The organism is Marinifilum sp. D714, from assembly GCF_030851345.1.
Taxonomy (GTDB): domain Bacteria; phylum Bacteroidota; class Bacteroidia; order Bacteroidales; family Marinifilaceae; genus Marinifilum.
Window position 1 is genome coordinate 48,286 of record NZ_JALPNU010000019.1, and the last position, 20,884, is coordinate 69,169.

The following is a 20,884-nucleotide window of genomic DNA, read 5'->3' on the forward strand; positions in this document are numbered from 1 at the left end:
GATAGCTATGAATATTTTAACAAAAAAAAATAAATGGGCTGCGATTAATATCATTGGAATTGCAATTGCTTTTGCTTCCGTACTATTTGTTAGCGCCTACACAATAAAAGAATTGTCTTTCGATAATTTTCATTCCAAAGCTGATGATATTTACAGGCTACACATAGATAAACCAGGCAGAGTTGGATTTTTGCAAACTGCAGATGATTTAAAGACGGCCACCATAAGCAATTATTATTTACCAAGTTTATTCAATAATTTCCCGCAAATAAAAGATGTGGCTTTATTAAAAAATATGCCTGGTGGAAAACTAGAAGTTAGAAATGAATCTTTTGACATCAAATCCGTAAGCTACACTAACCACTCCTTCTTTAACATTTTTGATTTTAAGCTTTTACAAGGCAATAAAAAAGAACTATTCAAAAATACAAACGAAGCTGTTTTAAGTAAAAAGGCTGCCATAAAATATTTTGGAACTACTGATATCCTGGGAAAGGAATTTAAAGTAAAATCAAACTATTATTTGAATGGTGAAGAAGCATACACGATAAAAGCCATTTTAGAAGATTTTCCTGATAACTCACACATGTCGCCTGACATTTTACTCTCAGAGAAAAACGAACAGTTACAAAATCCATTTGCCTATACATATCTGCTTCTCGAAAAAGAAAATCAACCCGAAACTTTGGTTGATGCTTTAAACAAGTATTGGAAGAAAAATGTAAAAGAAGGAGAACTATCCCCAACTTTTCGCTTACTCAAGTTAAAAGACATTCACCTTAAAAGTCATAAAACAGATGAATTGGGCACAAATGGGAATTGGAACTCTATTATTGTGCTGATTTTTGGAGCATTAATTGTATTACTAATTTCTTTAGTAAACTTCTCCAACATAAACTATGTGAAGTTTACCACTCAATTAAAAGATGTAAAAATTAAGATCATCAATGGCGCATCAATAAAAGACTTATCTGCCAATCAAATTAAAAAAACGATTGTTCAAATTACAATTTCATTGATAATAGGAACGGTATTGATTGTTAATTTCAATAAGCTATTGCACTTCGACCTTTCCTATGAAATATTATTACCATTATTTCTAAAGGTCAGCTTACTGTTTACAATCGCATTTGTATTGATTTCGATATTGCCATTTTTTACAAAGAAAATATCCAATGATCTCAATCTTGCTCCGAAAGAAGGTTCTAAAAAATTCATTGTTTCATTGGTATTTCAATTTGTATTATCTATAAGTGCAATCATTCTTACCATAGTGTTGCACAAACAAGTGAAGCACATTCATAAAATGCATCCTGGTGATGATAAGGAAGCAATTGTAGCAATAAGCAATATTCCTTACCAAGCAATTGCCCAATTCGATTTATTGAAAGAAAGGTTAGAACAACATATCGAAATTGAATACTTAAGCGCCACTATGATGCCTCCTGGTATGGTTTCTGATTTTGAGCATCCTTTTGACATGGAAGGAGTTGAAAAAGGGAATCGGATCATGATTAATTCGGTAGAAAAAGATTTCTTTAAGCTTTTTAATATTGAACCAATAGCAGGAAGTGTGAATTTAACTAGTGGTTCTGATTTTGTATGGGAATCGAAGGCAATCATTCCAGACAAAAAGATAGCCAATGAAATGTTATCCAAACTAGATGCGAAACATACCAATTTTAAAGAACAATACATTTTAAATGAAGCAGCTATCAAAAAATTGGGATTTAAAGATCCTAAAGAAGCAATTGGAAAACAGTTTCAGTATCATTTTAGAGCACCTGAATATTTTAGAAAGGGAGAAGTTGTAGCAGTAATTAAAGATTTACACTATACCAGTTTGTTTGAGAAAGAACTTCCTATGGCATTTGGATTAAAAAGAATTTTCAATGGTACTTTTCTTTTAAAAATCAACAAGCAGAAAAAAGCCAAAGCTCTTGAAATCCTTAAAAAGGAATGGGATCAACTATTTACTGATGATCCATTGAAGTGTGCTTTTTTAAATGACATTTATGCGAAACTGTATCGAAATCAATACAACGAAATGAGAACGCTTACCCTATTCGCAATTCTATCCATTTTATTGTCTATAATGGGAATGTATGCTTTGTCTTCCTACAGTATTCAACACAAAACAAAAGAAATAGGAATCAGAAAAGCCAATGGAGCAAGTTCCTTGGAAATTATGCTGCAACTAATCTCCGAATATGTTATATGGGTGGCTTTGGCTTTCGTAATTGCATCTCCAATTGCTTTCTATGCTGCTGATGACTGGTTAAAAAGTTTTGCTTATCGAATTGATCTAAGCTGGTGGATATTTGCCTTGGCAGGTGTAATTGCCATCTTGATTGCAATCATCACCGTTAGTTGGCAAACCTACAATGCAGCAAGGAAAGATCCGGTGTATGCATTAAAATATGAATAGTCAAACAATACAAACTTGATTATATTACAAAAGACTGTATCCTAGATAAGATACAGTCTTTTTCCTGTTTTAATTATCATTATACATTGTTGTTACTACAATTTGTCAATGTTCTTACTACAACTTTTAAAAGTGGTTACTAGAACTTTCTTAAGTGATTACTACCTCGTTACAAAGTGGTAGGTAGAACTTTTAAAAATGCTAGGTATTACTTTTTATTGTGATAGTAAGCATTTGTTAAAATAGTAACTGCCACTTCTACCAAGCTTAGAGGATTGTAGTAAAATATCCCTGTCTGTAACAATTGTAGAGAGATAATAAAAAAAAGTGCTACCCTATACGAATAGCACTTTTAAGTTGATTATAAAAAATATAACAGAAAACTTTATCCTACTAATCTATTTTTTGGCTTTTGTGTCGTTAGCATTTCTTTGGTTTTGATATCAAGTTTCGACTCTTTCTCTTCCGGTTGAGTAATATCCGCAGTAGCCTGTTTAGAATCTCCTGCTAAGCTGTACAATCCACGAAGCATCATTTCATACTTTTCTTGGATCGGAATTGCAGCATAAGCAGCTTTCTTCTCCTCAATAAGCCTTTGCTTTTCATTCTCTTCTGCAGCTACTTTTTCGTAATAAGCATCCGCTTTTCTGTTTTTCAGGAATGGAGTCGCTACAGTTGGGAACAATTCCAACAACAGCATTTCTTTCTCATTTCCGGCAAGCTTCACTCCTCCAAACTCATCCAATACCGGATTCTCAGGAGCCTGATACTTGTTTACATCATAATCGGTAGCCTCACTTTGTCCACAAATTTTATGACGGAATTCCGGATCGATATCTATTGGCGTTTCCCCATACTCTCCTTTTACCAAATTAAAGAATTGATTGTTTACGTTTGTATATGGAGCTTTGCCACTGTTCACATCCAATACGTAGTTTACTGCCTGCACCCCTACAATTTGTGAGGATGGAGTTACCAACGGAGGACAACCTGCAGCTACACGAACCTCTGGAACTTTTTCTAAAACGGTTGGTAATAAATCTTCCAAACCTAGTGCTTTTAACTGAGCCAGCATGTTGGTATACATACCTCCTGGAATCTCAGCAGCTTTCACTTTCTCGTTTGGTTCAGGGAAGTTAAAGTACTTCTCGATTGCATGACAGGTTGCCAACAACTCTTCTTCTTTATCGTCTTTAGCCAATTCAATTGCTTTATCGAATAATGCATCAATTTCTTTAGGAAGATAATCAGCAGTAATATCAAACTCTAATGGGAACATTTTATAAGAATCAAAGTCTGCAATTCTTTCACGGATTCCCTTCAACTCCTTGTTAATGGCAACAACAGAATCCAAATTCACTCCTGTATCCAAACCTAATTTATCAGCGAAAAGCTGGATAATTTCGAATGATGGAGCAGCAGGACCTCCTGCAAAGTTCAGCATACAGGTATCTACCACATCCACACCATTCACTATGGCCATTAATACAGCACCTAAACCATAACCTGGAGTACAGTGGGTGTGAAAATCAATCGGAACATTAAGCTCTTGTTTCAATCGCTTCACAATCTTACCCGATAATGATGGAGGAATCAAGCCTGCCATGTCCTTCACGGTAATCATGTCCGCGCCAAGTGCTTCCATTTGCTTGGCCTTGTTCACGAAATAATTTACATCAAAAATCTTCTTAGGCAATTTCTTTCCTGATAAAAGGGCTTTCCATCTTTGTTTTTTGGTGAACTTTGGATCTACCGTATAACAAACCGCACAGTCGGCAATACCTCCTGCCTCTTTCATATATTTAATGGTAGTTTCCATGTTCTTCACATCGTTCAAACAGTCGAAGATACGCATGATACCCAAGCCTGATTTCACAGCATTCTTGTTAAAACCTTCGATTACCGACTCAGGATAAGGCGAGTAACCAAATAAGTTTCTACCACGCGACAATGCTGTTAAGTGCGAAACATCACCAATTACTTCCTTAATGGATTCCAATCGATGCCATGGATCTTCGTTCAGGTAACGCATTACCGAATCGGGAATTGCACCACCCCAAACCTCTAATGCGTAGAAGTTTGCATCTTTATACAAAGGAAGAACTTTTTCTATTTCGTGCTGTGGCACACGAGTTGCAAACAGTGATTGCTGACCATCACGCAATGTCAAATCACGAATCTTCAGTTTGCGGGTTCTCTTAATTGCAGCTCTTTCAGCAGCAATTTTCTTGCGATTTTCTACTCTTTGGGCTTCGAATTCATCCTTGCGCTTGCCTTCCAAATATCCTTTTGCTACCAATGGGAACAGTTCCAAAAGCATGTATTCTTTATCATCTACAGCCAACTTCACATTTCCGTATTGTGGCAGATTTGGATTTTCCGGTGCCTGGTAATTGCTCACATCATAATCTTCTCTTTCTGGCTTTCCAGTGATCTTTTCACGAAACTCAGGAGCAATTTCGATTGGAGTAGTACCGTACTCTCCCTTTACCAAGCTAAAAAACTGGTTGGATACATTTGTATAGAACGGGCGACCCGAGTTCTCATCGATAACACAGTTTACTGCCTGTACACCAACAATTTGAGAAGAAGGGGTAACCAATGGCGGACAACCTGCGTCCAAACGAACCACTGGCACCACTTCTAACACTCTCTCAAGCAGGGTTTCCAAACCTAAAGCCTTCAACTGGTTCAGCATGTTTGTGTACATACCACCAGGAATTTCCGCCTTCTTAACCATTTCGTTAGGAGCGGGGAAATTAAAATATTTTTCAATTGCATGACAAGCATCCAGGAGCTCAGCCTCTTTATCAGCTTTAGCATATTCTATTGCCTCATCGAACAGTTGATCGATCTCAGCAGGAAGCTTATCTTTCGTAATATCAAATTCAATTGGGAACTGCTTGTAGCTATCCACCTCAGCCAAAGCATTCGCACGAATCTCTTTCAAAATTTTGTTGATTTCAACCACTACCTCAGGATTTCCATCCAATTCAATGCCCAACTTCTGACAGAACAGGTAAATCAACTCGTATGCAGGAGCTGCGGATCCACCAGCAAAGTTCATGATGTTCGTATCGATAACATCCACACCATTAATAATGGCAGTTAAAGCCGAAGCCAAACCATAGCCTGGTGTAGAGTGCGAGTGGAAATCAACCGGAATACTTAACTCTTCTTTAAATCGACGAATAATTTGCCCCGCACGAGAAGGTGAAGCCAAACCAGCCATATCTTTCAAGGAAATCATATCAGCTCCAAGAGCCTCTAATTTTTTCGCCAGGTTCACAAAATATTCCAAGTCAAAAATCTGATCCGGAAGATTCTTAATGGTAAGTCTTTCTCTATCCTCTTTTTTCTCAGGAAATTTAGAATCTACAGTATAACATACTGCACAATCGGCCATACCACCAGCAGCTTTCACATACTTAATGGTCGACTTCATATTTTCAATATCGTTCAAACAATCGAAAATACGCATAATACCCAATCCTGATTTTACAGCTTGTGTATTAAACTTTTCAATTACTGATTCAGGATATGGACTGTATCCGAATAGATTGCGTCCACGAGATAAGGCCGTAAGTTTGGAAACATCGCCAATCTCTTTCTTAATGGACTCTAAACGGTACCAAGGATCCTCATTCAAATAACGCATTACAGAATCAGGTACCGCACCACCCCATACTTCCATCGCATAAAAGTTCGCCTTTTTATACAAGTGCAAAACTTTCTCTATCTCTGCCTGTGGCATTCTGGTTGCAAAAAGAGATTGCTGACCATCTCTTAATGTTAGATCTCTAACTAATAATTTCCTTGTCTTCATAACCTGACTTATTGAATTCTTATACCAAATTAACTCGAGAGAGAGTTATTTTATTAATCTCAAAATCCCCGATTTCTTGATCACTCATCAAAAATAAAAACTATTCTTAAATAAGGAATTATTTCTTTATTAAAACAAGTATGTTCTACAATATCTGATTTTATGGGTATAAACACTCATGTTTAATACTGATATTTTTCCCTAATAATAAAGACTAAAATTCGCAATCGATAACGAAAATTGCCATCATAACTTTACATTTTTGAAAAAACTCAATAATAGTGCATAGCTTCGTAAGTTCAAGCACTGGATACCCTTACTTAACTATTTTCACTTACTGTTTATTAAAAAAACAGTAAAACACCCATTCCTATTTTATCGATTTCATCAAACATGCTCTACAACATGAATATTTTTTCCGATTTGAATTAAAAACAAGAATTACATCCAGTTCAAACCAAGCTTTGTATTTTTAAATTTCTGCCATTCTTTTCTTTTCAATATTGTCACGGTAAATTCTTAAAAAGTTGCTTACTTTTACGCTGTTAATTATCAATCCATGATTCTATTCTAGCTTGGAATCAATTAAAAATATACCTCGTGAGTATTATTGGACAATATGCAGAATTAAAAGTTGCCAAATTGGTTGACTTTGGAGTGTTTTTAGAGGGTGAAGATGAAGCTTTGATCTTGCTACCAAATCAATATGTACCTCCAAAAACACAAATTGACGACAAAATTAAAGTATTTATATATAGAGATTCGGAAGATCGAATTATAGCCACAACGCTAAAACCAAAAGCAATTGTTGGAGAATTTGCTGTTCTGAAAGTAAAATCGGTAACCAATGTAGGTGCATTTTTAGATTGGGGATTGGCCAAAGATCTGCTTGTTCCGTTTAGCGAACAAAGAGATAAAATGCAGGTTGATCTTTCGTACCTGGTATACATCTATTTGGATAATGCCACAGGTAGAATTGTTGCTACAGCTAAAATTGAAAGAATCCTTCGAGACAATGAAGTATCATATAAAGAAGGTGATGAAGTAGATATTTTAGTAGGAAAAAGAAGTGAATTGGGTTTCCAGGTGTTGATTAATGATGATGCCTTGGGAATGGTATACAAAAACGAAGTTTTTGGACACCTGAAAATCGGTGATCAAAGAAAAGCATACATTAAGAAAATCCGCCGTGATGGCAAGATTGATGTTAGCCTTCAACAACAAGGTTATGTCAACGAAGTACCAAAATCGGGACAACAAATACTTGATTTATTGAAAGAAGAAGAAGGGTTCATTCCTTTGAATGATAAGAGTTCGCCGGAAGACATTTACTATACCCTTAAAATGAGTAAGAAAAATTTTAAAAAGGCAATTGGTCTTTTGTACAAACAAAAGCTAATTACCATTGAGGATACTGGAATTTACCTGGTTCAGTGAACAGTTAGCAGTTAGCAGTTAGCAGTTAGCAGTTAGCAGTTAGCAGTTAGCAGTTAGCAGTTAGCAGTTAGCAGTTAGCACAAAATTAAATCCTCTAATACAAGATCACTAAAACACAACTAACTAAACATGAATTATTATCTAAGAAATTTATTTCTAGCTATTGTATTGTTGGTTTCGACAAATACAATGGCGCAGGACAAATCGGATTGGAAAGCAGGTGTACCGGAAGGATGTACCACTGTAACGGTTGGAAAACTGGCCACCACTGACGGATCGGTTATCACTTCGCATACAGATGATAGCCACAGAACACGTGCTTGGATGGATGTTACTCCTTCTATGAAACACAAAAAGGGAAGTAAGTTTGCTTTGTATGAAAGATCAGCATACGATAGTTTGGCAATGCCTACTTACCAGCACAAAAAGATTGGAGAAATCGACCAGGTTGAAAAAACTTACCAGTTTTTTAATACAGCTTATCCTTGTATCAACGAAAAGCAATTGGCAATTGGTGAATCCACTTTTGGTGGGCGTGAAGAATTGTTCTCGAAAGAGTGTTTAATCGATTGTCAGCGCTTACAACAATTAATGCTTGAGAGATGTACAACTGCAAGAGAAGCAATTCAAATGGCTGATGAGCTTTTAATGAAATATGGTTGGAGAGATTACGGAGAATGTTTAACCATTGCCGATAAAAAGGAAGTTTGGCATTTTGAAGTTGTAGGTCCTGGTAAAGGAAAAGTAGGTGCAGTTTGGGTTGCTCAGCGTGTACCTGACAATCACATTTCGGTAAACGCAAATGCAAGTACCATTAAAGAAATCAACCTTCAAGACAAAGAGCATTTTATGGCATCGAAAAATATTTACGCAGTTGCCAAAGAAAATGGATGGTGGAAAGAAGGTGAGGTTTTTAAGTGGAACTACGCTTATGCACCTAAAAGCAGATTATCATTGGCTTCTCGCAGAAGAGAGTGGAGAGTGCTTTCAATGGCTGCTCCTTCCTTAAAACTAGATGCCAATGACAAAGATTATCCATTCTCTGTTCAACCTGATGAAAAAATCACAATGGATAAGTTGGTTGAAATCTTCAAGGATTACTATGAAGGAACTCCATATAACTTCGTTAAAAACATTAAACAGGCAGATAAGGATGGTAAAGAGGTGCTTTCTCCATTTGCGAATCCTTTTATGCCTTACGATATGAACCGTTTGTTCGGAGTTAACGGTGGTTGGGGCGAACTTGGCGAAAGAACCATCGCTCGCTGGTATACCATGTATGCAACCATTATTCAGTGTAGAGACTGGTTACCTGATGAAGTAGGTGGAATTGTTTGGTTGGCACAGGATAATGTTGCTACATCAATTTACATTCCTGTATATGCAGGAACTACCGATTTGGCCGAATCCTACAAGGTAAAAGCTCGCAGAACAGGCTATACTCGTAAATCGGCATGGTGGGCCTTTAACCGTTTAGGTACTTTAACAGCACAACGCTGGGGTGATATGAGACATGATGTTGATACAGTTTTTGTTCCTCTACAGAAACAATATTTCGAAGATCAAGCTGCCATCGACCAAGAGGTAGCTAAAATGAGTAAGAAAAAACGCAAGGAGTTTTTAACCAATAGAAGTATCCTATTGGGTAACGAAGTGGTAGAAAAAGCATGGGAAATTGGTGATGGACTCTGGACCAAATACGATGAAAAATTTTAAGTATCCCTAGCATTAAAAATAACAAAGGCCTTGATAGTAATCTATCAAGGCTTTTGCTTTTACATTATTTCATTATATCGTATTCTCTAATGAAAGAAGGAGACAATTATGTAGTTTGCCGGATACACCGAAAACTGAAGATCAGCTCCAATCAACCAACACGCCTTACATTAAAGTCAGTAATCCACAAGGAAACTGAATTAATTTTTACGCTCCAACTCTCTTAAATTCTCCATTTTCTTTGCAGATAGATATGAGTTAATATCACCCAAATGCTCTTTTACTCTTTGGTTTCCAAATTCATATACTTTATCCACCAAACCATCCAGAAAATCACGATCATGAGACACTACAATTAAAGTTCCATCGAAATCTTTCAATGCAGATTTTAGAATATCTTTGGTCTTCATATCCAAATGGTTGGTAGGCTCATCCAGAATTAACAAGTTCACTGGTTCAAGTAGCAATTTAATCATTGCCAGACGAGTTTTTTCTCCTCCCGAAAGCACTTTTACCTTCTTGGTTGAATTATCACCTCCAAACATGAAAGCTCCCAAAATATCTTTGATCTTGGTTCTGATATCACCCTTTGCAACATGATCGATGGTTTGGAATACGGTCAACTCCTCATCCATAAGAGAAGCCTGATTTTGAGCAAAATAACCTATCATAGCATTGTGTCCCAAAGTTAAGGTTCCTCCATGATCAATCTCCTGCATGATGGCTTTAACCAGCGTTGATTTCCCTTCACCATTTCGTCCTACAAAAGCAACCTTCTCTCCTCTTTCCAATGTAAAATTCACATTCTCAAATACCAAATGCTCATCGTAAGCTTTGCTAACCTCTTCCATAATTACCGGATAGTTTCCTGAACGAGGCGAAGGTGGAAACTTCAGTCTCAATGCAGAAGTATCTTCCTCATCCACTTCTACAATCTCAAGCTTTTCCAACATTTTAACTCGCGATTGCACCTGCAGGGTTTTAGAATAAGTTCCCTTGAATCGTTCGATAAAGGCTTTGTTTTCAGCAATCATTTTCTGTTGCTCATCGTAAGCCTTTTGTTGATGTGCTCTTCTGTCTTTTCTTAATTCCAGATACTCCGAATAAGATGCCTTGTAATCGTATATACGGCCCATTGTAATCTCAATGGTTCTGGAGGTAATTCGATCAACAAAAGCACGGTCGTGAGAGATTACCATAACCGCTTTTCCCGAATTAATCAAAAAATCTTCTAACCATTGAATCGATTCAATATCCAGGTGGTTGGTAGGCTCATCCAATAGAATCAAATCAGGCTTTTTCAGAAGAATCTTTGCCAATTCAATTCTCATTCTCCAACCGCCACTAAACTCACTGGTTGGGCGAGTAAAATCATCTCGCTCAAAACCTAGTCCGATTAGTGTTTTTTCTACCTCCGAATCGTAATTGGTTTCTTCGATGGAATAGAATTTCTCACTTAAAGTAGATACATCTTCAATCAGCTTGTAATAGCTCTCCGATTCGAAATCAGTTCTTGAAGCCAACTCAGCATTCATCTCTTCAATCTGCTTCTCCATTTCGAAAATGTGAGCAAAAGCCTGAGCAGTTTCTTCAAAAACAGTTCTGGTATTCGTTGTCATTAAGTGTTGAGGAAGGTAAGCAATGGTCTTATCCTTGGGTGTTGAAATACGACCACGAGTTGGTGTATCAACTCCTGCAATAATTTTAAGAAGTGTAGATTTACCTGCTCCATTTTTTCCCATTAGAGCAATTCTATCCTTCTCATTAATAACAAATGAAATATCTTTAAACAAGCTTGTTCCGCCAAACTCAACAGCTAATGAATCTACAGTAATCATCTTTTCGGTTTTATTAAGCCGCAAAGATAATTATACCATTTACATATCAAAACATATATAATTTAAGCGTGCTCCTGTTCTCAATAGGAACACGCTTCTGCTGAAATCGATGAACGAAATTCAATTCAAGAATTCACCTTATTTTCCATTAGTTTTTCTGCCACCCATTTGTTGGTAACACTTTTAGGACGAATGATCGGTTGCCCCAAACCCTGAGCCAGAACATTCTGTGCGCAAAAACCTAAAACTCTTGAAACACCAAACAAAACAGTATAGTAATCGAACTGATTTAAGCCATATTTGTAAAGTAAGGATCCTGAGGCTGCATCTACATTTGGCCAAGGATTAGCTACCTTTCCTCCTTTATAAGTTTTTAGAATATCAGGAACTACATGGAACAATCTTTCTGCAATCTGATAACAAACATCATCTGCACAATACTGCTTTCCAAAATTCATGAACTCCTTAAATCTCGGATCGGTTACCCTTAAAACGGCATGACCATAACCAGGGATTACCTTTCCTCCTTCCAAAGTATCCAACACAAATTGTTTCACCTGATTTTCATCAACATCATCGCCATACTTTTCTTTTATCGCCAATATAAATCGTAAACATTCCTGATTGGCCAAGCCATGAAGTGGTCCTGCCAAGCCATTTAATCCCGCCGAAATCGCATAGTACAAATCAGACAATGCCGAATTTACAACTCTTGAAGTAAAGGCACTCACATTACCGCCTTCATGATCGCAATGCAAAACCAAATAGAGTCTCATCAAATTCGCAAACTCTTTGCCCGAATTAGGTAAACCAAGCATCAATGCCAGGTTGGCAGCCCAATCCAATTCTGGATCTCTGGCAATTAATTTACCATCACAAAACCTTATTCTATAAATTCCTGCTGCCAATTCAGGTAATTTGGCAATTACATTTAAAGCATCCTCTAATGTAAATTTCCAATAATCTGACTTAGCAATGCCTTTTAAATAGTTCTTTTTGAATACCGATTCTTGCTCCATGGATAAAATTCCCAAACTTAACATGCTCATAGGGTGAGTATCCTCTGGTAATACTCTTAACATATCCCAGGTATATTGAGGTACTCCTGATCTTTCATTCAATTCATTTCTAAACTCCGACAAATAATCTGGCCCCGGCAATTTTCCAGTACACAACAAAAAGAATATCTCTTCTGGAAACCTATCGGCAAGTTCCTCAACCGTATATTCACCAATGTGAAGGCCCGAGTACGGATCAACAAAGGAAGTATTACAAACCAATGCTGTTAATCCTCTCATTCCACCATACACTTGTCCTACCGTAACTTCGGAAAGAACAGTATCTCTTCCTCCTGCAAAAATCTGATCTATTTCATCCTTTAATTGAGTGAGGTTATTCTTAATTTCATTTCTTAAAATGGACATATCCAACAAGTTTAAACCGTAACAAAATCCAAAACAGAAGTATGCATTACTGCATTTTTAATAGATAAAGGGAGTCTCTTTAATTTACGAAAAATCAAACAGATTCGCTATAAAATAGCTCACTTGCTTGTCCTCAATTAGGATATATCTACCAAAAATAAATGTCGGTAAGTTTACATTTTTACCATTTTAATAAGTGATTAACATTTTAAACAAATCATTTATTCTACCTTTCTATAATTTCATTTTAATAAAAACACAATGGAAAAGCGAAATAAAATTATTTATTGGATTGCAACTGGATTACTCACTGCCTTAATGCTAATGTCGGCAAGTATGTATTTTATGAATTACGAAATGGTAAGTGCGACTTTCCTTAAGTTAGGCTTCCCTACTTTTGTGATTTATCCTTTAGCCATAGCCAAGTTGTTAGGATTAATTGCAATCCTATCCAAACAATCGAAACTATTAAAAGAATGGGCTTACGCAGGATTTTTCTTCGATTTTGTACTTGCCTTTTTTGCCCATATCATTGCTCAGGATGGAGAATTCGCTCCGGCACTCGTTGCAATCATATTATTGGTAATTTCGAGAATATACGATGGAAAAGTGTTTGGATAGGATATAACAAAAAAGCATCCCTTATTGGGATGCTTTTGAATACAAGCTCTGTTTGTATATATTATTTCACTGCAACAACTAAGTATTTTGAAGCTTTCCAGAATTCTTCAGGGTTTAAGATTGTAATTGCTTCAATCTCTTTTTCTGTTCCCTCTAGTCTGTAAGAATCACTTGGGTGTGAAGTTACCAGGCTAACTTTTTTACCTGAAACTGGAATAGTTGTAGTTTGGGTAATGTCAATTTGGTTAAAGTTTTCTGGATTGATTTTTTGGTTCAATTTGTTTGTTGCACCAATTCCCAATAATCCACCTTCGCTAGTAACCACTTGTTTCATTTTCAATTCCTTGATATCTCCAATCACATAATGTGCTGTATTCAAGTCAGTAGTTTTCTCTTCAATAATTTTTGCCTTGTTTTCGTTCTCGGTGTTCAATGCTACAACAGTACCATTCAATTCAGTTACTTGTCCATTCAAGTTTTCAACTTCAACGTTCAATTGAGCAACTTGATCAGATAATGCTGCGATAGAAGCATCTTTCTCTTCAACTTGTGATTTTAAACCAGCAACCAATTTCTTTAGTTTTGAGTTTTGGTACCAGCTGTTCTTCAACTTCTTGTCCAAGCTTTCGATTTTAGCTCTGTTTTCTTCCAACAACTCACGAACAAGGTTCAAATCATTTACCATTTGTTCTTTCTGTCCAACCGAAGGATTCTCATTGGCATTAACAGAAATGATCTGTTCTTTCTCCTTAATGATATTCAGGTTTGCTGCAATAACATCAAACGACTCAACAAACTCATCGATGGTAGAATCTTTCTCTTGTGCCATTACAGTTAACTGCTGATTCTGCTCACGAAGTTGTTTTAATTCTTTTTGGTTACAAGCTGTAAAAAATGGTAACACTAATAATGCAAATACTAACTTTCTCATAATTCTTAATTTTTTAAACAGGTTTACATCAATTCAAATTCACAAATACCATATGAGAATACTGTGCCGTAAATATTTTTCATGCCAAAAGAAAATCACAAAAACCACTTAAACACTGATAACCTTACACTTTAGATGTTTTTTATTTTTTGGCACATTAAAATATGGAAGATGGTTTGGACAAAAATCTGTGGCATAGATTCCACACTTTGTAGAAATGGATTCTACAAAAAAAGCCTGCACAAGGCAGGCTGGAGGGTGTACCTTCGAAATATTCCGAAGGCAATCGATTATCTTTTAATTCTTATTTCTTATTCCAGATTAAGGCAGCAGCTCCCAATACGGCAGCATTATCCTTAATTCCTGATGGCAAAACTTGAATTTTTCCTTTATATATAGGCATTAAATTTTTCTCTAATGTTTCTCTTACTGGTTCAAACAAGATATCTCCTGCTTTAGCAAGACCTCCAAACAAGAAAATTGCTTTCGGACTGGTAACAGCAACTACATTGGCCAAAACTTCACCCAACATTTGCGCCGTATAAGAGAATGTTTCATGCGCAACCAAATCACCTCTTCCAGCAGCTTCAGCCACCATTTTGGCTGTTAGCTCGCTAAAAGGAATATCTCTTAATTCACTATCTCCCAGGTGTCTTGCCAATAGTTTGTATACCGATCGTTTTACTCCTGTAGCCGAAACATAGGTTTCCAAACATCCTTTTCTTCCACATCCACACTCACGTCCGCTCTTACGAACAATCATATGACCAACTTCTCCTGCAAAACCATCGTGTCCGTATAGCAAATCTCCATTTACCACAATACCACTTCCCAATCCAGTACCAAGTGTTATTACCATGAAGTTGTTCATGTCTTTTGCTGCACCAAATACTTTTTCTCCCATTGCTGCAGCATTGGCATCATTGGTAATCATTACCGGAACATCCAAACGTTCTTTAACCAAATCAACCAAAGGAACGCTTCCCTTCCACTTTAAATTTGGAGCATTTTCAATCGTACCTGTATAATAACTTGCATTGGGTGCACCAATTCCAACTCCAATGATATTTAAAACTCCCTCGTACTCCTTCAGCTTAATCTGAACAAGTTCGAATAAATCATCAAGGTATTTATTAATATCATCATGATTTTGTGTTGGTATACTGCCTGTAACCAAACAATTCCCTTCACGATCAATACATCCAAAAACAGTATTGGTTCCTCCTATATCTATTCCTAAAGCAACTTCCTTCATTTCAATACTTCTCTTCTATTAATAAATGTCTTAATGTTTGTGTCCTTTTAATGCGTAATACAATATATATGCATAACACAAAATTGCAACAATAAAAGAATTAGCAAGACCAAATCTATCAGCCAAAACACCCATAATCATAGGAACAACTGCTCCGCCTACTATGGCAAGACACAAGATTCCCGATCCCTGACTGGTATGTTTACCTAATCCATCAATTGCCAATGTAAAAATGGTTGGGAACATGATTGAGTTAAATAATCCAACCAATACAATACTCCATAGCGCAACATATCCAGTTGTCATCATACTAATTAAAATCAGAGCTACCACCATAATGGAATTAAATGCCAATACTTTGGCTGCCGACATTTTTTGCATAACTGCAGAACCAATAAATCGGCCTACCATGGCACCACCCCAAAATACAGAAACATATGTGGCTGCTTCAGCTTCACCAAATAAATGTAAGCCCTCATCACCAAAGTACATCACCAAAGCACTACCGATTGCAACCTCGGCTCCAACATATGTGAATATTCCTATTGCTCCCAGAACCAAATGACGAAACTTCCAAGCTGATCCTTCAGCTTTTTCTTCTTCGGCATCCTGAATTTTAGGAAGCTTTACAAATGCAAAAATTACTGCAATTAAGACTAAAGCCAATGCCAAACCTACATAAGGCATCTGAACTGCTTCTGCCTTCCCTACACTATCAGTTGCAGTATTATCAAGAATTAACCAGGCACCAAAAATTGGAGCTACTGTTGTTCCAAGTGAATTAAATCCCTGAGTAAGATTCAACCTACTCGATGCAGTTTCAGGCGTACCCAATTCTGCTACATACGGATTTGCAGCAACCTGCAATACAACAATTCCCGATGCAAGAACAAATAATGCAAACAAAAAGAATCCGTAAGATAAGAAATTGGCCGCTGGGAAAAACATAGCTGCACCAATACCTGCTATTGTTAATCCTGTTACAATTCCCATTTTATATCCTATCTTTCCAATGATCCAACCAGCAGGCAACGACATTAAAAAATAGGCACCAAAAAATGTAAATTGTACAAGCATTGCCTGCGTAATCGATAAATCAAATAATCCTTTTAAATGAGGAATTAGAATGTCATTCATACAGGTTAAAAATCCCCACATGAAAAATAATGAAGTTAACAATGCCAATGCTCCCTTGTAATTCATTCCGCCTTTAGCATCGGTTTTGTCCGAGTTGATATTTGTACTTATTGATACCATATCTTATTATTTCAATCGTTTGAGTTATTGCAAGACAAATCTCTTTGATTTTCCAGTAAAGCCATTTTACTATTTTATCATTTAATTGCACTATATTTGCATCATCACTATACTACACTACTTCATAAGCTAATACATTATTACTATTGAGGAAATACATATCAATTGGGAATTCAACATTCTAATTAAAACTATATTAGCAGATTTTAGAAAAACATTTTTCATTAACTGATAAAATAATACAAGTATGTCATTGGTTTTAGAAGAAATTTCGGTCAAAAAGGAACACTCATTCCGCTCAAAAATTGATGTTTTACCACACATTGAGGTACCTTGGCATTACCATCCAGAATATGAGCTGATCTTCATTGAAAAAAGTCATGGAACCCTGGTGGTCGGCGATTGTATCGATCATTTTAATGATGGTGACATGATCTTTATTGGTCCCAATACACCTCATATCATGAAAAATGATGATTTGTTTTATAGTAAAGAATCAGAAGAAAGAGTGATTGCATGGGTGGTCCATTTCAAAGAAGATAGTTTTGGTAAAGAATTCTTTTTATTGCCTGAGATGAAAAGAATCAAAGAAATGCTAATCAATTCATTTAAAGGAATTCGTATAGATGGAAGCACCAAATACAAAATTATCCAGCTCCTACAAAATTTACATAGCTCAGATTATTCACAAAGGATAATTGTTCTATTACAAATTCTTCAATTAATAGCTCAATCAGAAGATCTGGAATATTTGGCGTCGGACAGTTTCGTAGAATCCTTTAAGCAAAGTAGCAATCAAAAACTATATAAGATATACGAATACGTTAGTGAGAATTTTCAACAAAAGATTGACTTAGATGAAGCTGCAAAAGTAGCGAATATGAGTAAAACAGCCTTTTGCAGATTCTTTAAGAGTAAGACACAAAAAACATTTTCTGAATTTCTGAATGAGATGCGTATCAATTATGCACAAAAACTACTTGCCGAAGGCAAGCTAACAGTAGCACAAATTGCCTATGAATGTGGATTTAATAGTCCATCTTATTTTAACAAACAGTTTAAGGCAAAAACGGGTTATGCTCCACTGGAAATTCGCAACAAATCGTATTAATACAAATCCCTACTATACTCTATCAATTCAGCTGCATTCTTATACTTTTTTGAAGCATCTATCAACAAAAACTTCTTTTCCAAATCACCTAAGGCTCCAGCACTAGTGCAAACACGCACATGCTTTTCTCCAACCAATGCTGCGCCATATTCCGCAGCAATATGCCCACAAACCAAACTGTTTAAAGGCTGATCTTTACGATCCGAACTTGTCAACTCTAACAGCTCATCAACATACTTGTGGTATTGATCACCAAACTGTCTCTCATTTCCATTCATTAAAATATCCCACAGATAATCTCCCTTTTCGGTGTGCATGAAATCCGAGCCAATTTGAGGATCGTATTTTTTAATGTTCTCAATATGCCTCGTAAATTCATCTTGATGATTGAAATTCTTCAAATAATCCAAATTGAATTTCTCATCTGCTCCATAACGATTCGAAGCTCCCGTATGGTTTATTAAAACTCCACCCTTTGTTCGCAACATCAACGGCATATTCATGAAAAATTGAATCACTACTTCTCTACATTTCTGAATTCGATATTCGAACCAGGAAGTAAACTCCAAAGGACCTTTCGCCAAAGGAATGTGGTAAATGTGAACAAACTCATGGTTCCCAAGCAAGCATATCACATCACTTTCGGGTTGATTTGCTTTTAAGTCCATCAACTCTTCGATCATTTCAAGCGATTCATCTTTCTGTTTGCCAGGATAAGCATGTATCAAATCTCCTAAAAAAACCAAATAATCAGCCTTTCCTTTCTTCTTTAGTTGCTGATAGGTCTTTAAAACTTGTCTAAAATCATAACCGTTACCATGTAAATCAGACACAACCATTAACTTTCCACTTGAAATATCTCGAATCATTTATAGAAAAATTAAATACCAATTGAGGGGCAAAAGTTCTATAATTTTTATAAATTAAAAAAGTCTCAACTATTTTTATGTAGAATCTCTTAAAACTTTTATTTATGCTTGAAAAATTACTTAAAAATACCAAAGATTACTTTTGGGGCCTAAATCGTGATGGAGATGTTGTTCTTGGTAGTTCTGATATCGAGCCGAAAGCAAAAGTTACTTTTACTATTACTAAAAAGTGGGCCAATATTGCTCCTATTGTAGAAGATAGTCCGGGGAATTACATTGGGAAACCCGAGAACTTCATGAAAAAAAGTAAAGAATACGAATTAATCATAGATCTTGTTAAGACAGTTAAAGCTTATTTAAAGGATGATCCTAAATTTGATCATGATAAGAGCTTTAAAAATACAATGAAACTATTGCAAGATTATTATAGCTAATCCGATTTTATGCTAAAGTTCACATTATCCACCTTATTCTTCTTTGCTTTTTTTTGCTCAAACCTAAGTGCTCAAAAAGTAAGGAAACTTGAAATTGGAGATAAATTCCCTACCATACATGGTGAATTGCTTTCTTCTAAGGAAATCAGTTTACCAAATCATTGCAGGGGAAAAGTTTCTTTACTGATTGTTGCTTTTAAAAGAGGAACCCAACCACAAATAGACAGCTGGACCAAACCTGTACTGAAGGAGTTCAGCATGTACGATGAGTTCCGATTCATTGAAATCCCAATGATTAGCAAATTTTATTCCTGGATTTCCAATTACATTGACAATGGTATGAAAAAAGGAATTGTTCCAAACATGCATAAAAATGTGATGACATACTATGGACCTCTTTCCGATTATTACACCTACTTTGGAGTAAAAAACAAGAAATTGTGCTATGTATTCTTACTAGACAAGGAAGGCAAAATACAATTTATGGATCAGGGAGAAAGCCAGTCTCACAAGAGCATGTTACTCATCGATAAAATAAAAACGCTCCTGAATAATTAGTTCCACTTTTTATCGTTTTAGAATGATGTTTTTGATAAGAAAACTTACTTTTACGTTTTCAATCAAAAGACAAACAAAATGAACAAGAGAGGATTTGCAAGCGATAACTTTTCTGGTGTTCTACCTGAAGTTTTAGAAGCGATTAACGAAGCGAACCAAGGACATGTAATGGCATATGGTGGCGATCACTATACTGCTTCGGCCATTGAGAAATTCAAACACTTATTCGGCGAGAATATTGATGTTTATTTTGCATTTAATGGTACAGGAGCCAATGTAATTGGTTTATCCGTTTTAACGCAATCCTACCACTCTATTATTTGTCCGGCAACTGCACACATTCAAGTTGATGAATGCGGTGCTCCTGATAAATTCACAGGTTGTAAAGTAATTCCTATCGATACGCCAAACGGAAAACTTACTCCGGAATTAATCAAACCTCAATTGCATGGTTTTGGTTTTGAACACCATTCTCAACCAAAAGTAATTTCGATTACTCAATGTACCGAGTTGGGAACAGTATACACTCCTGAAGAGGTGAAAGCAATTTGCGATTTGGCCCACGAGCATGATATGTATGTTCATATGGATGGTGCACGTTTGGCAAATGCTGTGGTTAGTTTGGATGTTGATGTAAAAGAAATTACTACCAATGCTGGAATTGATGTTCTAAGTTTTGGAGGAACCAAAAACGGAATGATGCTTGGCGAAGCAGTGATCTTCTTCAATCCTGAATTATCGAAAAATGCCAAATACATTCGCAAACAAAGCATGCAACTTTGCTCTAAAATGAGATACATTGGAGCACAGTTCGATGCCATGCTTACCAACGAGCTTTGGTTAAAAACAGCTCGTCATGCCAATGCTATGGCCAAACTTCTTAAAGATGAAGTGGACAAAATTCCACAAGTTACCATCACACAAGAAGTACAGACCAATGGTATTTGGGCCTTGGTTCCTAAAGATAAAATTGAAAAGCTACAAAAAGAATATTTCTTCTGGATTTGGGATGAACATGCAGGTGAAGTTCGCTGGCTATGTTCCTTCGATACCACTAGAGAAGATATTCTAGGCTTTGTAGATCTTTTGAAAAAAGAATTGGCATAAACCACCATTCTCAGCAAGAAAAACATCAAGCGATAATATAATTTACAATTCTGCCCATTGTTAATTATTAAT

Annotated in this window: 15 protein-coding genes; 8 read left to right on the forward strand and 7 right to left on the reverse strand. The window is 36.2% G+C overall.

All coding sequences use genetic code 11. The annotated features are described in order from the left end of the window. Positions 1 to 7 precede the first annotated feature (7 nt). On the forward strand, positions 8 to 2,428 hold the full coding sequence (locus M0051_RS15200; RefSeq protein WP_306742354.1) for an ABC transporter permease: 2,421 nt from the start codon (positions 8 to 10) through the stop codon (positions 2,426 to 2,428). A 385-nt stretch (positions 2,429 to 2,813) separates the two neighbouring features. On the opposite strand, the gene M0051_RS15205 is transcribed toward M0051_RS15200, so the two are convergent. Next, positions 2,814 to 6,254, reverse strand: a complete 3,441-nt coding sequence (locus tag M0051_RS15205) for a hypothetical protein (RefSeq protein WP_306742355.1) — start codon at positions 6,252 to 6,254, stop codon at positions 2,814 to 2,816. Positions 6,255 to 6,854: 600 nt separating this feature from the next. Here M0051_RS15205 and M0051_RS15210 point away from each other — a divergent pair. Continuing rightward, positions 6,855 to 7,691 carry a S1 RNA-binding domain-containing protein gene (locus M0051_RS15210; RefSeq protein ID WP_306742356.1) on the forward strand — a complete coding sequence of 279 codons (837 nt, stop codon included), beginning with the start codon at positions 6,855 to 6,857 and terminating at the stop codon, positions 7,689 to 7,691. A 129-nt stretch (positions 7,692 to 7,820) separates the two neighbouring features. Next, positions 7,821 to 9,407: a dipeptidase gene (locus M0051_RS15215; RefSeq protein ID WP_306742357.1), complete on the forward strand. Its 1,587-nt coding sequence runs from the start codon at positions 7,821 to 7,823 to the stop codon at positions 9,405 to 9,407. Between the two features lie 200 nt (positions 9,408 to 9,607). On the opposite strand, the gene M0051_RS15220 is transcribed toward M0051_RS15215, so the two are convergent. After that, complete coding sequence (locus tag M0051_RS15220; RefSeq protein WP_306742358.1) at positions 9,608 to 11,245, reverse strand: ABC-F family ATP-binding cassette domain-containing protein; 1,638 nt, start codon at positions 11,243 to 11,245, stop codon at positions 9,608 to 9,610. A 125-nt stretch (positions 11,246 to 11,370) separates the two neighbouring features. Then, the gene (locus M0051_RS15225; RefSeq protein ID WP_306742359.1) at positions 11,371 to 12,669 is read right to left on the reverse strand and encodes a citrate (Si)-synthase; all 1,299 of its coding nucleotides are present in this window, start codon (positions 12,667 to 12,669) and stop codon (positions 11,371 to 11,373) included. A gap of 261 nt (positions 12,670 to 12,930) precedes the next feature. Between M0051_RS15225 and M0051_RS15230 the strand changes: the two genes are divergently transcribed. After that, the gene (locus tag M0051_RS15230; protein WP_306742360.1) at positions 12,931 to 13,290 is read left to right on the forward strand and encodes a DoxX family protein; all 360 of its coding nucleotides are present in this window, start codon (positions 12,931 to 12,933) and stop codon (positions 13,288 to 13,290) included. 61 nt (positions 13,291 to 13,351) lie between these two features. On the opposite strand, the gene M0051_RS15235 is transcribed toward M0051_RS15230, so the two are convergent. The 3 genes from M0051_RS15235 to M0051_RS15245 all read right to left on the reverse strand — a co-directional run bounded on the left by M0051_RS15235 (position 13,352) and on the right by M0051_RS15245 (position 16,733). Further along, positions 13,352 to 14,221, reverse strand: coding sequence for a hypothetical protein (locus M0051_RS15235; protein ID WP_306742361.1), 870 nt, complete (start codon positions 14,219 to 14,221; stop codon positions 13,352 to 13,354). A gap of 304 nt (positions 14,222 to 14,525) precedes the next feature. Continuing rightward, positions 14,526 to 15,476: an ROK family protein gene (locus tag M0051_RS15240; RefSeq protein ID WP_306742362.1), complete on the reverse strand. Its 951-nt coding sequence runs from the start codon at positions 15,474 to 15,476 to the stop codon at positions 14,526 to 14,528. Between the two features lie 30 nt (positions 15,477 to 15,506). Then, entirely contained in the window at positions 15,507 to 16,733 is a 1,227-nt protein-coding gene (locus tag M0051_RS15245; RefSeq protein WP_306742363.1) for a sugar MFS transporter, read from the reverse strand. Positions 16,734 to 16,980: 247 nt separating this feature from the next. Between M0051_RS15245 and M0051_RS15250 the strand changes: the two genes are divergently transcribed. Continuing rightward, positions 16,981 to 17,844, forward strand: a complete 864-nt coding sequence (locus M0051_RS15250; RefSeq protein ID WP_306742364.1) for an AraC family transcriptional regulator — start codon at positions 16,981 to 16,983, stop codon at positions 17,842 to 17,844. Here the strand turns inward: M0051_RS15250 and M0051_RS15255 are convergent. Continuing rightward, on the reverse strand, positions 17,841 to 18,713 hold the full coding sequence (locus M0051_RS15255; RefSeq protein WP_306742365.1) for a metallophosphoesterase family protein: 873 nt from the start codon (positions 18,711 to 18,713) through the stop codon (positions 17,841 to 17,843). The genes M0051_RS15250 and M0051_RS15255 overlap by 4 nt on opposite strands. Positions 18,714 to 18,817: 104 nt before the next feature. Between M0051_RS15255 and M0051_RS15260 the strand changes: the two genes are divergently transcribed. From M0051_RS15260 to M0051_RS15270, 3 genes are all read left to right on the forward strand, one after another. After that, positions 18,818 to 19,147, forward strand: coding sequence for a hypothetical protein (locus tag M0051_RS15260; protein ID WP_306742366.1), 330 nt, complete (start codon positions 18,818 to 18,820; stop codon positions 19,145 to 19,147). 9 nt (positions 19,148 to 19,156) lie between these two features. Beyond that, positions 19,157 to 19,705, forward strand: a complete 549-nt coding sequence (locus tag M0051_RS15265) for a hypothetical protein (RefSeq protein WP_306742367.1) — start codon at positions 19,157 to 19,159, stop codon at positions 19,703 to 19,705. Positions 19,706 to 19,783: 78 nt separating this feature from the next. After that, a complete protein-coding gene (locus tag M0051_RS15270) occupies positions 19,784 to 20,812 on the forward strand; it encodes a low specificity L-threonine aldolase (RefSeq protein WP_306742368.1) in 1,029 nt (342 codons plus the stop codon). Positions 20,813 to 20,884: the final 72 nt, after the last annotated feature.